The sequence below is a fragment of the Rahnella variigena genome (assembly GCF_003610915.1).
GTDB classification, from domain to species: Bacteria; Pseudomonadota; Gammaproteobacteria; order Enterobacterales; family Enterobacteriaceae; genus Rahnella; species Rahnella variigena.
In genome coordinates this window covers 679,624-695,124 of record NZ_NSDJ01000001.1, presented here as the reverse complement: position 1 = coordinate 695,124, position 15,501 = coordinate 679,624, and the positions used below count along the sequence as shown (strand labels likewise).

Genomic DNA, 15,501 nt, shown 5'->3' with positions numbered 1-15,501 from the left:
ATGCGTAATTACGATATTTCCCCATTACTGCGTCAGTGGATTGGTTTCGATAAATTAGCCAGTTCAATGCAGGGCGCGGATCAGGCTTTTCCTCCTTACAATATTGAAAAGTCTGACGACAATCATTATCGCATTTCACTGGCGCTGGCCGGTTTCCAGCAGAGCGAGCTGAATATTGAGGTCGAAGGGCCACGTTTAACCGTCAGCGGTACACCTGCTCAGCCGGAAACTAAAGTGGAATATCTGCATCAGGGGTTAGTGATCAAGCCTTTCACCCTGAGCTTTACTCTGGCAGAGCATATGCACGTATCGGCAGCTGAATTTACCAATGGCCTGCTGCATATCAGTCTGGTGCGTGATGTTCCGGAAGCGTTGCAGCCGCAGAAAATTGCGATTGGTACAGAAAAACCTGCGCTGGAAAACACGTCGGCTTAAGAAGTGATCTGTTTATGTTCCCCCTGTAAGGGGGGAACATAAAACAGGGCGGGATGAGGAGTATATTATGTAAATCAGTAAGTAAAACGAGAGATAATTATTATGTTAAACTTTTTATAAGCTTCGTAAAATAAAAAATAAAGAGCAGACTTGAAATACTTTCGTCCTGCTTCTGTGTCAGGGTAGGATATTTCACCGAAATTAGGATCAAAAAGTTTTATCCTTTTTTTTCCGGTTGTAAGACTTACTGAATGTCCGCTTCCCCCGCCTCTGATGCTTAACTGGTAGCCAAAGTTTGAATCAATATGTTTCATTAAGGTTTCTATTCTTTCCTCAATGTCTTCAATCGGTGATAGTTCAATTTTGCTGATAAAGTTAATATTCCCCTGAACCTTTATCAATAACTTAATCGCATCTGCAGTACTGACGTATTCTATTTGTTTGGGGGCAGTTATCTTTTTTGAATTGCTGACTGCTGATGTGCCTTTTTGTGCCATTGCCTGAGAGTTTGCCTGTTCAGCGGCAATTTTCCTCGCCCGACTGACTTCACCCATTTGTTCCTGATAATTCATGATGCCGAGTGTGAGCCGGTGGCACTCAGCGGAATCAAGATATTGTTTGAATGTGCTCCAGTCATGTCCTTTCACCAGATAGGCCGCAGACAGGCCCAGGCACACCCCTTGTAAACCATATAAGTTTTTATTTATCCCCGGAAGTCGGAAACTGCCAATCCAGGCCCCTTTCAGGTTTCGTGGATTGTCGCCTACCCAGTGATTTTTCCGCATATAAGCATTTTGATCAAAAGTAGAGTATTGACCCTGAGTTTGAGAGGCAAGTAGCGCTAATTTATTTTCTATAGGCATGGGCGATTTTTCTAAGAGTTAATTTATGAATGATTGTCTTACGAAAAAGTAGGGTTTCATACTAAGGTTTTTTCATAAGCGAAGTGCTTAATGATGAATTAAGTATGTGTTTAATTACGGAGATATTCAGGATTTGTTTTTAAATAAAAGATGCTTTCTGAAAACAAAAAGGCCAGGGTAATTAAGCTGTTACCCTGGCCTTAAATAATCGACTCTCAACCTTCCGCGTGCGCTTTTTCCACTTCTTCCGCCAGAATCTTCACACCGCGCTCGATCTGCTCTGCGTCAGGCACGTAATTCATGCGCATACATTGATGCGTGTGCGGCCACGGATGTTCCAGCCCCGGGAAGAAATAATCGCCCGGCACCATCAGAACACCGCGCTGTTTAAGGCGCTGATACAGCACTTCGGTGGTGATCGGCAAATCTTTGAACCACAGCCACAGGAAAATCGCACCTTCCGGTTTGTGGATCAGACAACGTTCTTCCGGCAGATAACGGCGCAGCGTGGCGATAGTTTCCTGCACGCGCTGGAAATAGAATGGTTTGATGACCTCGTTTGAAAGGCGCAGTAAATCGCCACGCGCAATCATCTCATGGGCAATCGCTGGTCCGACGCTGCCCGGAGACAGGCTGATAATGCCGTTCATATTACTGATCGCTTTGATGATTTTCTCATCGGCAATCACGATGCCGCAGCGTGAGCCCGGCAGGCCGAGTTTCGACAGACTCATGCACAGAATAATATTCGGGTTCCACAACGGCGTCGCGTCAGTGAACACAATGCCGGGGAACGGCACGCCATAGGCATTATCAATGAGTAACGGAATATCTTTCTGCTGTGCCAGTGCATCAAGGCGGATCAGCTCTTCGTCGGTAATCACGTTGCCGGTCGGGTTGGTCGGACGGGAAACGCAGATCAGGCCGATGTCATCAGTAATATTCAGATGATCGAAATCGACGTGATACTTGAACTGGCCTTCCGGCAGTAATTCGATGTTTGGCTTGGCTGAAACAAACAGATTTTCGTCCAGTCCTGCGTCGGCATAGCCCAGGTATTCCGGTGCCAGCGGGAACAACACTTTGGACATGCTGCCATCGGCACGACGTCCGGCGAACAGGTTGAATAAATAGAAGAAGGCACTCTGGCTGCCATTGGTCAGCGCAATGTTTTGCGCATCCAGCTGCCAGCCGAGCTCTTTCTGTAACATCTCTGCCAGCGCGTGGCGCAACACGTCTTTGCCCTGCGGACCGTCGTAGTTGCACAGCGCTTCCGTCAGCTTGCCGGCGGCCAGCATTTCCGACAGCAGCGTCTGGAAATAATCCTGCATCTCAGGAATTTGCGCCGGATTGCCCCCGCCCAGCATCACGGCGCCGGGTGTGCGCAGACCGTCATTCATATCGCCCATCAGGCGTGTAATGCCTGAAAAACGTGTAAATTTGTCACCGAAAGCAGAAAACGTCATAGAAAACTTTGTATGTTATCAAAATGTGTCTTCCACCATAACGCCTGCAGCAAAACAGTGCAATCGGACCAGCGGGTTTTGACGCGGAGAAGTATTAAAAAAGATGAATACGGAAAATAATTCACTGTATTTTTCGAATATCCCTGAACGGATCCCTTTATGCTTAATGACAGAGTAATAAAAAACGGCTTATGATATTTTTTCTCCCTTGGCATAATTATGCTTAAGAATATATAAATCAGGTTGATAAAATGAAAAGAAGCATACTTATACTGAATATCTTCACGGCAGGCGGAGGAGACCATGCGCTGGGAAAGAAAATAAAAGACATCGCGCGAAGCACCCAGGCTGAGGGGGCATTAATTACGGTAAATGCCAAAACCAGACATATTAATATCCAGGGGAAGGAAGTATTCAATCAGGGTAAAAAATTGAATTATGATGACCCGGTGATTATTGTAACGCCCCACAGTCTCCTGTCACCCGATGTATTATCGACAATGCTGGCTGATTTTTTCTATCAGCTGGACATAATAACGTGCGATACCGTTATTCTGATTGATGAGATGGACGTCACCCGGGATGCCGCTTCATCTGATCGTGATTATAAAGCTGCCCTGTTGAGTCTGTGCTTAGAAAATATCATTGTCCAAAGCCTTGGATTCGCTGAGAAATCGCTGGGTTATTTGCCCATGCCTGAGCAGGAAGTTATCAATGTAAAAAAATCAGCGAAACAGGAAATCATTAAATTACTGGACAGTTACAACTTATCGTTGCCGGCAAACTGTAGCTTATATCTTGCTTATTTAAGTTCTGACACCGTGACAACCTGCGCTCAGATTTTTATTGTTAATTCATTGATAGAAGACAGTGGTTTACTGAATAATTCAGCTTATGTTCTGGTGTGTAGAGAAAAAGGAAGCATTGAACGATTACTGAAAAACCTCAAAGAGTCCTTGTCAGGGTCAATTTATAATGATTTGTTTTCTGAATGTCATTATTCAACCATGAATGACGTAAATATATTCCAGTGCCACGGCTTTTCCCGCGGTACGGGGAAGAAAAAAGTACATATTGTTATTACCCAAACCATTCCCGGCACGACGTTTAAAAATCTGACCAGTATCAGCAAGACCGGCATGATGTCGGGCGATCAAAGCCTTTCCGACTATTTGTCACTGAAAAAGCGTTTACCTTATTACGACAAGCAAACCTGGAAAGATCCTCTTATTAAAGGATTGAATGCCCGTGCCCGTGAACTGGGGGGCGAAGAGCTGCTCAACAAATTTAAGTCGATGGTCGCCGGAAGAAAAGCCTTTAATGGCAGCCTTTCCTTTAAGCTTCTGGCACCCGACGATGCCCCGACGCTGGCAATGAAAAGCAGTCTTCATGCGTTTAACAAGGAAATATATGCAAGAAAAGCCGACGGGAAAATCAGAGAGATATTAATGAGGTACCTCTGACCCTTCGAAGAATAATCGGGAGACCGGCCGCAGGATTGCGCCCCGACCGGTCTTGCCCCTTTTTTATCTTACTTCTTCAGAACTTCCGGATTCACGCAGAACTGTTTCACGTCACCCTTGAGTGCAGCAATCAGGTTATCCACCGCGCAGGCCGCCATATCGTAGCGGGTCTCGTGGGTCGCGGAACCTATATGCGGCAGCGCCACCACGTTTGGCAGGCTCAGCAGCGGAGAATCTTTTGGCAGCGGCTCAGTCTCGAACACGTCCATACCCGCACCATAAATCGTACCGGCTTTCAGTGCTTCAATCAGGGCCGGTTCATCAATGACCGGCCCGCGACCTGCGCTGACCAGAATCGCGCTGGATTTCATTTTCGCCAGTTCTTCCTTACCGATCAGATGGAAGGTTTGTTCGGTCATTGGCAGCAAGATACAGACGAAATCAGACTTTTTCAGCAACTCGTCCAGCTCGCATTTACGTGCGCCAAACTTCTCTTCCGCTTCTTTATGCTGGCTGCGTGCGTTATACAAAATCGGCATATCGAAACCGAAATGCGCACGTTGCGCCAGCGCCAGACCGATACGGCCCATGCCGACGATACCCATGGTTTTGTGGTGAACATCGATGCCGAACCAGTCTTCGCCAATGTTTTCGTTCCACTCACCGGCTTTCACACGCTCGGCCACATTCACCACGCGGCGTGCAGTCGATAACACCAGCGCCATCACGGTATCAGCGACGGTATCGGTCAGCGCCGTCGGTGTGTGCATCATCGGAATTTCGCGACGGGTCAGTTCTGCCACGTCAAAGTTATCGTAGCCGACGGAAATGGTAGAAACCCCGCGCAGGCGTGGCGCATGGTCGAACAACTCTTTATCGATTTTTCCGCCAGAACCCAGCAGCCCTTCTGCGTTTTGCAGAGCATCAAAAACCTCGGCACGGTTTTTGTCAGTGATGCCATCGAATTCGGTAATAGCAAAATGCTCTTCAAGACGTTGATGCAAATCGGCAGGCAGTTTTTTGTACAGAACAATTGACGGCTTATTCATTACAAACTCCAACTCTTTAAATGAGTATTTTCAGATTTTCAGGTTAAGGAAACTTTCCCTTTCGGTTTCATTGCGGCCTTTCGTGGCCTGACGACCAGGGTTAATCCCGCAGAAAGCAGCAGCGAGACGGCCATAAAAATAAATGAGGCGGCCGGGCTACCGGTGCTGCCGTTCAGATAGCCGACAAACCAGGAGCCAAAGAACGAGCCCAGCGCACCGAGGCTGTTGATTAAGGCCATGGCACCGCCGGACACATTCTTCGGCAGCATTTCAGGAATGATGGCAAAGAACGGACCATACGGGGCATACATTGCGGCAGCGGCGACTACCAGTAAACTGTACGAAAGCCAGAAATTGTTTGTGCCAACGGCCCAGGATCCAAAGAACGCCAGGGCGCCGACCAGCAACAGCGGCCAGACAAACAGCTTACGGTTTTGCATTTTATCTGATGCCCATGACACCAGAATCATCGCGATGGTTGCCGCCAGATAAGGAGCGGAAGAGAGCCAGCCCGCTTCGACCATGCCCATCGACTTACCATCACGCAAAATCGACGGCAGCCAGAGCACAAAGCCATACACGCCGATGCTCCAGAAGAAATATTGCAGACAGAGGAAAATCACATTTCGCGAGCGGAAGGCTTCGCGGTAACCGCCGACTGCCTGAATATCTTTCTGTTCTTCTTCTAGCTGTTCGGCCAGGGCTTTTTTCTCCTGCTCACTCAGCCAGCTGACTTCTTCGGGCTTATCTTTGACGCTGAACCACCAGATAATCGCCCAGATCACCGCCGGAATGCCTTCAAAGATAAACATCTCCCGCCAGCCAAACGATTTGATCAGATAGCCGGAAAGCACCGACATCCACAGCACCGTGACCGGATTACCCAAAATCAAAAACGTATTGGCGCGCGAGCGTTCGGATTTCGTAAACCAGTTGCTGATGTAGACCAGCATGGCGGGCATCACGGCGGCTTCCACCACGCCGAGGGCAAAGCGGATCACCGCCAGCATCGGGATATTCGTCACCACGCCGGTCAGCGAAGCAAAACCGCCCCACAGCAATAAACACCAGAAAATCAGTTTCTTAACGCTGCGCCGTTCGGCATAAATCGTGCCGGGGATCTGGAAGAAAAAGTAGCCTAGGAAAAACAGGGCACCGAGCAGGGAGGACATGCCTTTGGTGATGTGAAGATCATCATTGATACCGGCCGCCGACGCGAAACTGAAGTTTGAGCGATCGACGTACGCCAGACTGTAAGTGATGAACACGATTGGCATGATGTACCACCAGCGGCGCGAGGCCAGTCTGGACTTGTTCATAACGGTATCTCCTGATAATGCCTCAGCCTTCCCCGCACCGGTGAGGGTGCCGCGAAATCAGCCGCGTAAAACGTCCACGTAATGGCGCGTTACGGCGGTCAAATCATCCCCTTCAAGCGGGAATTCGATGCCGCGCGGAACATCCTGAGGCAACATTTTCAATAAGGGTTCCCAGCTGCCATCGCTGTTATCGAGCGCCACGGCGTGCCATTTACCAGCACGTTTTTCCGCTGCTTTCACATGCACATAACCGACATGACGTGCCAGACGCTCAGCGGCAATCGCCGGATCCTGTCCGACCCACAGCCAGTTGGCCATGTCGAAAGTCATACTCAATGGCAAATGCAGGGATTCCGCGGCAAACATGAAGGCATTGATGCGCGACAGAATTCCGCATTCCGGGGTCTGATCGTTCTCCACTACCAGCTTCACCGGGCTGGATGCCAGCACCACTTTCAGCGGTGTCAGATCCTGACCCGGTTCAAATTCACCGAGTGAAAACTTAATCGTGCGGGCATTGAGAATGCGCGCCTCTTCAAAATATTGTGGTGCATCAGGATTAAGCTCGCCACCCGACAACTCTCCACCCGACAAAAATAGCGGGAAGGGCACCGAGTAAACCGCAAACAATCCGTGATGCTGAATTTTTTCCGCCAGCGCCGGCAACGTATCCAGCTCCTGCGGGGAGAACAATTCACGGCGGATTTCCACGCCATCGGCTTTTGCCGCGGCAATGACAGAAAGCAGTTCAGCCTGACCACCGAGGTCTTTCACTACGCTGTTGCCGTAGGCGGCGGTGACAATGACGATTTCTCTTTTCATGAACGTTTTTCCTGTGTGGGCGCGCTGCCAATAAGGTGCAGGCAATCATTTCGACACCTCATTTTAGTCAAGCAAATGAGACGTCGTGCCGTTGTTAACGTTTTGTTTCGTTTTATACAACCTAATTGGAACCGGTTCCAGACGACAGAACAAAAGCCCGAAAATATGATCCCGCTCACGAAGAACGGGCAGGAAATCGGGAAGTAAAAGGGATCAGCGAGCTGCGGTAGAACCGCGCGCAATGAGTTCGCCGGAGAACTCCAGGTCTTTAACCGGCTCAGTATTGCCCTGAATGCGGGTCACCAGTTGTCTGAGCGCCGCCACGCCCATGTCGTAAGTGGGTTGTTTGAGGGTGGTAATGCCGACGCCCGCCAGATCGGCCCACACCAGTTCATCGAAACCGGATAAACCGATGTCCGGCCCCCAGCGGAGATTCAGCCGCTGCATGGCGCGCGCGACCTGTAGTGTCAGTGCGCCATTCACGCACATCACCGCTTTGTGTTTATCTGCGTGTCGCGCGACAAAATCGCGCAGCAAATTGTCCAGCCCTTCGGTGTTATACAGCTCAATTTCACCCTGTTCGCCCGTCAGTTGCGGGGATTGCTGCATCCGTTGCAGGAACGTGCGCAGGCGGTCGAAACGGGTATTGACGGTGGCGGGTTCGCTGACGAAAAGCAGCGCTTCGAAACCTTGTTGTACGAGGTGATCGGTCATCATCTGTGTGGCTTCGACGTTTTTCAGGCCGATGACGTCGCAGGCGAAATTCGCGACTTTGCGGTCAATCAGCACCATCGGTAAATTGGCCTGTTGCAGCGTGGAAATCGCCGCTTCGCGCATACCCACGGCGTTCACCACAATGCCATCCACGCGATAACTGCTGAGCAGTTGCAGGTAATGCTTTTCCTGATCCAGCTCGTTGTTGGTGTTACACACCAGCAGCGTCAGCCCTTCCTGACGGCAGGCGGCTTCAACGCCGCGCATCACATCGACAGAATAGGGATTGGTAATATCGGCGAGGATCAGCCCGATAAGACGCGTCTGGCCGCTTTTCAGGCTGCGCGCCATCTGGCTCGGCTGATAATCGAGCAGGGAGATGGCCCGCCCGATGCGCTCTTTCAGCGAATCGGACAGCAGGTGTTGTTCACCGTTGAGATAACGTGAAACGCTGGTTTTACCCGTTTTAGCGGCGCTGGCGACGTCACGTATCGTGGCCCGAACCGCCGCGCCCGGTTCCTGTTTTTTACTCACAGCCTTTCTCCCCTCATGCTTGTCCCACGGAGACTAGCACAGAGTGCCGAAAGGCTGCATCCCGTAAGTCAGCGCAATCCTTCTGCCGTCTGGACGCCGGAAACCGCCCCGGGCTCAGGTCTGTTGCTCAGCGTAAAGGCCGAAATGATCGTCACGCCAAAGGCAATACCGCCGAGGATCAGATAGGTATCGCTGAACCCGATGCGGTCGTACAGGTTACCGGCAAATGCGGAAAGGAAAATCGCTGCCAGCTGTTTGGCAAAGTTAAACCCGATCAGATAAATGGTCGCCGAGAACCGGACATCAAAAATCTGCGTGATGTATTTGAACACACCGACCAGCAGGAACGGCACTTCCAGCGCGTGCAGCATTTTCAGCAGGATCACTTCGATGGCCGTGGTCGCAAAAGAGGAACCGACAATGCGGATCGACATAATCGTACCCGCCAGCAGCAACGTATTTTTTGCGCCGATGCGGTTAATAATCCACGGAGAACAGAACATAATCAGCGCGTTACACAACTCACCGGCGGTGGTGACGTAGCCGAACATTTCCGTGCCCTGTTGCGGAGAAGCAAAGAAGGTTTTGAAGAACGTCGCGAACTGCTGATCAAACACATCATATACACAGGCCACACCAATCACGTACAAAATCAGCATCCACAATTTGCGCTCTTTCAGTAACAACGCCGCCGTTTTCAGAGAGAATTGCGGCTGATTGGCACCGAGTTTATCCAGCACCTGCGCGTTTTTGTTTTCCTGCGGGCGGGCAATCAGCAGCAAAATCATCAAAATGATCGCCGCGCCGGAACCCATCCAGAACACAATGTCCGGATTGATGTTAAACAGCACGCCCGCCGTCGAGGCGCAAATCCCCCAGCCGAAACAACCGAACATCCGTGCCTTGCCGTATTCAAATGAGCTGTTGCGGCTGACCCTTTCGATATACGCCTCAGTCGCGCCCGAGCCACCCGCGAACACGAAACCGATATAGGCACCGCCGAGAATGGCGCCGAGCACAATATTGAGTTTTAACAACGGCGCGAAGACGTAAATAAAGAACGGCGCAAACAGGAACAGCAGCACGGCGATGACCCACAGAAGATGTTTCTTCAGGCCGAGCTTGTCAGAAATGATGCCGAAAACCGGCTGAAACAGAATAGCGAACAGCGACATGCTGGAAAACACGATGCCAGTTTCCGTTTTGCTCAGGCCGATCACGTCAGAAAGCCAGATCGGTAAAAACGGATAACAGGTCGCCATAATGAAGAAGTAGAGGAAGAAATAGCTGCCAAATATCCAGAAGTTAGTATTGTTTTTATAGAAGCAACGATCGGAAGTTTGTGTAGGGTTCATAGTGATTTCCTTGCCGAAACCATGAAAACCGGCACTGTCGTACCGGCGTTTTTTGTTGTTATCTGATTTCTTCGAAGCCCAGAAGCAGGGCGCTTTCCGGATCCAGCACCGGCAACGCCAGCCCGGCATTCGCCAGCCATTCACCGCTCAGCACCGGCGATTCATGCAGCCAGGCCGGTTGCACGCGCATGGTGTGACCGCTGCAGCCGCCTTTCAGCAACGGCGGTTCGTCCAGCACCGTCACGCGATAACGCGCTTCAGGTTTCAGCCCCGGTACCCGTAACGATCCGGGCAATGACCAGGTCGGCATCGCCAGCTGGCTGATCAGAAATACCGCGCTGCCGGCGTTTTTACTGATCACACCGTTAATCAGTACCGTCTCGTCATGCGTATCCACGCGGTACACATCGCCGCTGTGTAATAACGGGCGCAGCTGCTGATGCAGGCGGGTGTATTTCGCAAAACCGGCGCGCTCCGCCTCGCCTTCTTTCACCGGATCCAGCTCAATGCCCATGTGACCGAACAACGCGGTCAGGCCGCGGAATTCAATGCTGTGCTGGCGTGACGTGGCATGGCACAGCTTGTTGCCGATGTGCGATCCCATCACTTCCGGCGGGAAGAAATAGCTCATGCCGCGCTGAATTTTCTGTCGCTCCAGCGCGTCGTTATTGTCAGATGTCCAGAAACGATGGCTGCGTTTAAGCACCTCGAAATCAATACGGCCACCGCCGGACGCGCAGGATTCAAACTCGATGTGCGGGAAGCGTTCGCCCAGCACATCCAGCAGACGGTAAAACTCATGCGTTTGCGCCGTCAGCGCCGCGCGACCTTCGTGACCGGGCTGAACGATTTCGCGGTTCATGTCCCATTTCACGTAATCCACATCGTGCTCGCCGAGCAGCCAGCTCATGCGTTCCACAAGATAATCAAAGACCTGCGGATTATTCAGGTCGAGCACGAACTGATGACGCCCGCTAGGTTGCTGATAACCGGGCAATGCCAGCAGCCAGTCGGGATGGGCGCGATATAAATCTGAATCCGGGTTAATCATTTCCGGCTCGACCCAGATACCAAATTCCATGCCGAGATTTTTGACGTGGTCGATCACCGGTTTCAGGCCGTGCGGGTATTTCTTCTCATCGAGATACCAGTCACCCAGCGCGGCGCGGTCGTGGTCGCGGCCACGGAACCAGCCGTCGTCGATAATGAAGCGTTCCACGCCTAACGCGGCGGACTCAGTCGCCATCTGCATGATGTAGTCTGGATCGTGATCGAAATAAATCCCTTCCCAGGTGTTGAGATGCACCGGACGCGGTTTCTCAGCCGGGAAGCGCAAAATCTGTTCGCGCACAAAGCGGTGGAATTGCTGACTCATGCGGTTCAGGCCGCAGGCGGAATAGCTGGCGTACAGCCACGGAGTTTCCAGCGTTTCACCTTGTTCAAGCCGTTGTTCGCCTGGGAAATACAACGCTTCGGCCTGCACCAGACGCCGGCCGTCGATTTTGATGTCAGCGCGCAGACGATGGTTGCCGCTCCAGCCCAGATGAATCCCCCAGACTTCGCCCTGTTCTTCGCTGAAACCCGGATGACCGATCATCATCGCCGGGAAATATTCGGAAGACGTTTTACCGCGCCGGTTTTCCTGAATGATGCCGCCGTGATCCAGCTGCGTGCGGTGTGGCTGGAACTCTTTGATCCAGCGACCATGAAACGCCATTACCTCGGCGGCGCGCTCCGGCAGCGGCAGCGTCACAGCCAGCCGCGTCACCTGATAGGTGCCAGGCTTGAGATTGGTCAGCGCATTACGCGCCTGCAAAACGCCGCTGTCATCAAGGCGCAATTCGCTGCGAAATTGCAGACCGGCGATCGCGTCTTCGGTGATGATGGTGAGCTGATTCCCGTCGTGCTTTACCTGTGTGGTATTGAACACCGGCGACCAGTCCAGCCCGTCGCGATGGCCTTCCATCCCCGGTGTGCCGAAAGAACCCCGTCCGGAATCCGCGCTGACATTCACCGGCGCTTCCACATCAATCCGGCCATTGGGCACGGCGCGGCTCAGCGAAATGATGTCATCTGCGGAAAACTGACTGAGGCGGTTTCCCCAGTAAAGAATTTCGGCGTAAGGCGTGCAACGGACGATCAGGCTGGTATGCCCGCCGGTTAAATGAACAATCTGGTTTTCCATATAGTCACTGCTCCACAGAGAGATTTGCGCTGATAAGACGCGATCAGGTGGAGTAACTATTGATCAGAAACGTTTCGGGTGGGAAATGTGAAGGTTAAAAACTGTGATATAGGGTGGAAAAATAATCTAAGGGGGAAATATCAGCGTGGTGGATGGACGGTGACGCCCGCCTGCAATTCCGGTTGCCAGAGAACCTGCAGGTTTTTCAGCGGTTCGTTGCGGATCAGCGCCATGGTCATGGTGGCGATTTGCAGCCCGACCGCTTCACGCGTGCCCTGACGGACAGCGGTCACGGCCACATCGGGCACGCTGTCGCACGGCAATCCGTCAAAGATTATCAGGGAAACAGCGCCGCTGAGCAGTAAACCGGCTTCATGCAACGCCAGCGCAGCGCCTTCGCCATGCATATTACAGTCGCAGACGATCGCCGTCGGTGGCACCGGTAAGGCCAGCAGCGCCTGCGTAGTCTGATAACCGGCGCGGCGGCTCGGGCTGATTTTATGCACGTAATCAGGATGATGTGGCAGGGCGTTTGACTGCAATCCGTCGAGATAACCCTGATAGCGCTGACCGATAAACGATTGCTGGTTATTTTCGCCGAGAAACGCGATGCGCTGATGCCCGAGCGCGGCGAGATGATCGACCGCCATCTGCATACCGGCCCGGTTATCGAAATCAAACCAGGCGTAATCCTGCGTCAGACATCCGCTGCGCCCGAGCGCCAGAAACGGAAAATTACGCTGCTGCAAATCCAGCAGTCGTGGATCGTTATCCAGCGTATGCGCCACCAGCATGGCATCGACGCGTTTACTTTCGATGAGTCTGCGCCACGAAAAGGTGCCCAGTTCATCCGGCACCAGCAGTAAATCGATTTCATATTTTGCCAGTTCGCGGGTGATACAGCCGACCATTTCTATAAAGGCGGAATTGCTTAACGGATGAGAAGTGAAGGGGAAAATGAGGCCAACGGCGTCGATTTTACCCATTTTCAACCGGCGGGCGAGGGTGTTGGGCCGGTAGCCACGCAAATCTGCCGCCGCCTGAACGCGTGCTTTGGTGTCCGCTGAAACGTCATCGTACCCGTTCAGCGCACGGCTGACGGTGGTGACAGAGAGACCGAGATCTTTCGCAATGGCTTTCAGAGACATACTCACATCCGTTACACAGGTGGAAAGGCACGTGGCGGGAGAATATCACAAACGCGAAAACGGAGCCGGGTGGCTCCGTTTTTATCAGGGGGATGACGAAATTTACTGCAACGGACTGAGGGTGATCTCGACGCGACGGTTCTGCGCTTTGCCCGCTTCGGTGCTGTTGCTGGCGATCGGATTGTCCGGGCCAGCGCCAGTGGTATGAACGCGGCTGCCTTCAACACCTTGCGTGATCAGCGCGCTGCCCACGCCGTCAGCACGTTGCTGCGACAGCTTCATGTTGAGCGCACGGGTGCCGGTGCTGTCGGTGTAACCGACGACGTTGACGGCGGTTTTCGGATACTCTTTCAGTACCATCGCCACGCCGGTCAGCGTGTTAGCGCCAGCGGGTTTCAGCGTGCTGCTGTTGGTATCGAAGGTCACGTTATTTGGCATGTTCAGCACGATGTTATCGCCCTGACGGGTCACGCTGACGCCGGTGCCTTTCATTTTGTCGCGCAGTTTAGATTCCTGCACATCCATGTAATAACCTGCACCGCCACCCAGCGCGGCACCGGCTGCGGCACCGATCAACGCGCCTTTGCCGCGGTCGTGTTTAGAAGAAGACAGCATACCGACGCCTGCGCCGAGCGCGGCCCCAAGACCTGCGCCAATGCCGGATTTCCCTGCTTCTGATTCGCCGGTGTAAGGGTTAGTGGTACAGGCCGACAGGCCCAGGGTGGCGCAAAGTACGCCCGCAACCACAACTAATCTTTTGCTCATCTTATTTCCTTCAGGATGTTTATTATTCAGAACTTCACCGCTGCATTATGACTGCCTGATTTCCGACAAGTTGCACAGAAAAAGGTGTCAAAACATAAACAAATGCAACGGGAGGACATCAGTCCTGCGGCGTTCTGGCGCTCTTTATGCGCAATTTCGCGGTGTTAAGCAGTAGGAGAATTCCGGATATCCCTTTTTGTATTTTTACCGGTTTCAGGAACTTATTCAGAAAGGGGCTGGAACCAGCGCAGGATATAGGTCGGCAGGTCAGTGCCGGGGTGAAGGGTGCGGGCGGTGATTTCAAACTTTTCTTTGTGATAGAACGCGATGGCACGGTGATTTTGCTGATAGACCTCCAGCAGCAGCACCGGATATTCCTCTTTAGCGGCGCCCATCAGCCGTTGTGCGGTGCCGTCGCCGTAATGAGATTCTTCGACAAAAAGCGCACCAATAAACTGCTGATTGAGCACGCCGATAAATCCGCAAATCACATCATTCGCATCACAATCCACCCAGACGCGCGCTTTGGGCAGAAACTCTTCCCTGACCATTTGCAGGCTTTCAATCCAGTAAGAATCGGCAATAAAAGGATGGGAAAGTAATGAGCTGCGCAGCCACAGCATCAGAATGGCTTCGGTATCGCCGGGCTGCGCAGCGCGGATCATGACGGCTGATTCGCGAGATGGCAGAAGCAATATGACTGATGATCGTTCACCAGCCCGGCGGCCTGCATAAAGGCATAACAAATCGTGGAGCCGATGAATTTAAAGCCTTTCTTTTTAAGCGCTTTGGACATGGCATCAGACACTGCCGTTTTCGCCGGAACGCCTTCGGGACCGGGGGGATTATTGATGACCGGTTGACCGCCGACAAAATCCCAGATGAATTCTGAGAAGTCCTCCCCGCTGGCCTGCATCGCCAGATACGCCTGTGCGTTGCCGATAATGGCTTTGATTTTGCCACGGTGACGAATAATACCCGCGTCGAGCACCAGACGTTCCACATCGTCATCGGTCATTTTCGCGATACGTTTGGGGTCAAAATTATGGAAGTTCTGACGATAATTCTCACGCTTTCTCAGCACGGTGATCCAGGAAAGCCCCGCCTGCTGGCCTTCGAGGCACAGCATTTCAAACAGTTCGCGGCCATCCTTAACCGGAACGCCCCATTCTTTATCGTGGTATTCGAGATAAACCGGCTCTTTCGAAACCCAGCTGCATCGGGTGGTCGCCATTCTGTTGTCCTTATAAGAGGCTGACATGCGTGGCGTCAGTGTGTGGCTTCTCGGATAACTCTGCAACGTCGCAATTTCTGAACCTCTGCCTTGACGCTGGTCGGATCTGAACAATATTTAAAGCCACTTATTACGCAATCCTTACATTT

Annotated in this window: 14 protein-coding genes; 2 read left to right on the top strand and 12 right to left on the bottom strand. The window is 52.1% G+C overall.

The genetic code is table 11. The annotated features are described in order from the left end of the window. Positions 1–435, top strand: a complete 435-nt coding sequence (gene ibpB, locus CKQ54_RS03215) for a small heat shock chaperone IbpB (protein ID WP_112287227.1) — start codon at positions 1–3, stop codon at positions 433–435. Between the two features lie 74 nt (positions 436–509). Here the strand turns inward: ibpB and CKQ54_RS03210 are convergent, their stop codons facing one another. Together CKQ54_RS03210 and CKQ54_RS03205 are read right to left on the bottom strand one after the other, a co-directional pair. Then, entirely contained in the window at positions 510–1,298 is a 789-nt protein-coding gene (locus CKQ54_RS03210) for a YopT-type cysteine protease domain-containing protein (RefSeq protein ID WP_120163122.1), read from the bottom strand. Positions 1,299–1,513: 215 nt separating this feature from the next. Then, positions 1,514–2,764: a valine--pyruvate transaminase gene (locus CKQ54_RS03205; RefSeq protein ID WP_120163123.1), complete on the bottom strand. Its 1,251-nt coding sequence runs from the start codon at positions 2,762–2,764 to the stop codon at positions 1,514–1,516. Between the two features lie 251 nt (positions 2,765–3,015). Here CKQ54_RS03205 and CKQ54_RS03200 point away from each other — a divergent pair, with 251 nt between their 5' ends. Beyond that, positions 3,016–4,227, top strand: coding sequence for a hypothetical protein (locus CKQ54_RS03200; protein WP_120163124.1), 1,212 nt, complete (start codon positions 3,016–3,018; stop codon positions 4,225–4,227). 68 nt (positions 4,228–4,295) lie between these two features. Here CKQ54_RS03200 and ghrB read toward each other — a convergent pair whose 3' ends face one another. The 10 genes from ghrB to CKQ54_RS03150 form a co-directional block, all read right to left on the bottom strand. Continuing rightward, the gene (gene ghrB, locus CKQ54_RS03195; RefSeq protein ID WP_120163125.1) at positions 4,296–5,276 is read right to left on the bottom strand and encodes a glyoxylate/hydroxypyruvate reductase GhrB; all 981 of its coding nucleotides are present in this window, start codon (positions 5,274–5,276) and stop codon (positions 4,296–4,298) included. A 38-nt stretch (positions 5,277–5,314) separates the two neighbouring features. Continuing rightward, positions 5,315–6,595 (bottom strand): MFS transporter, encoded by a 1,281-nt coding sequence (locus tag CKQ54_RS03190; protein WP_120163126.1) that lies wholly within the window; start codon positions 6,593–6,595, stop codon positions 5,315–5,317. Between the two features lie 57 nt (positions 6,596–6,652). Continuing rightward, complete coding sequence (locus CKQ54_RS03185; protein WP_120163127.1) at positions 6,653–7,417, bottom strand: sugar phosphate isomerase/epimerase family protein; 765 nt, start codon at positions 7,415–7,417, stop codon at positions 6,653–6,655. Positions 7,418–7,630: 213 nt separating this feature from the next. Continuing rightward, complete coding sequence (locus CKQ54_RS03180; RefSeq protein WP_120163128.1) at positions 7,631–8,665, bottom strand: LacI family DNA-binding transcriptional regulator; 1,035 nt, start codon at positions 8,663–8,665, stop codon at positions 7,631–7,633. A gap of 68 nt (positions 8,666–8,733) precedes the next feature. Then, positions 8,734–10,020 (bottom strand): MFS transporter, encoded by a 1,287-nt coding sequence (locus CKQ54_RS03175; RefSeq protein WP_120163129.1) that lies wholly within the window; start codon positions 10,018–10,020, stop codon positions 8,734–8,736. Between the two features lie 58 nt (positions 10,021–10,078). Beyond that, positions 10,079–12,205 carry an alpha-galactosidase gene (locus tag CKQ54_RS03170; RefSeq protein ID WP_120163130.1) on the bottom strand — a complete coding sequence of 709 codons (2,127 nt, stop codon included), beginning with the start codon at positions 12,203–12,205 and terminating at the stop codon, positions 10,079–10,081. A 140-nt stretch (positions 12,206–12,345) separates the two neighbouring features. Continuing rightward, positions 12,346–13,353, bottom strand: a complete 1,008-nt coding sequence (locus tag CKQ54_RS03165) for a LacI family DNA-binding transcriptional regulator (RefSeq protein WP_113876834.1) — start codon at positions 13,351–13,353, stop codon at positions 12,346–12,348. A 102-nt stretch (positions 13,354–13,455) separates the two neighbouring features. Beyond that, the gene (locus CKQ54_RS03160; protein ID WP_112287239.1) at positions 13,456–14,118 is read right to left on the bottom strand and encodes an OmpA family lipoprotein; all 663 of its coding nucleotides are present in this window, start codon (positions 14,116–14,118) and stop codon (positions 13,456–13,458) included. A 221-nt stretch (positions 14,119–14,339) separates the two neighbouring features. Then, a complete protein-coding gene (locus tag CKQ54_RS03155) occupies positions 14,340–14,783 on the bottom strand; it encodes an N-acetyltransferase (protein WP_113876836.1) in 444 nt (147 codons plus the stop codon). Beyond that, positions 14,780–15,352, bottom strand: a complete 573-nt coding sequence (locus CKQ54_RS03150; RefSeq protein WP_120163131.1) for a DNA-3-methyladenine glycosylase I — start codon at positions 15,350–15,352, stop codon at positions 14,780–14,782. Before CKQ54_RS03150 ends, CKQ54_RS03155 begins: the two co-directional genes overlap by 4 nt. Positions 15,353–15,501: the final 149 nt, after the last annotated feature.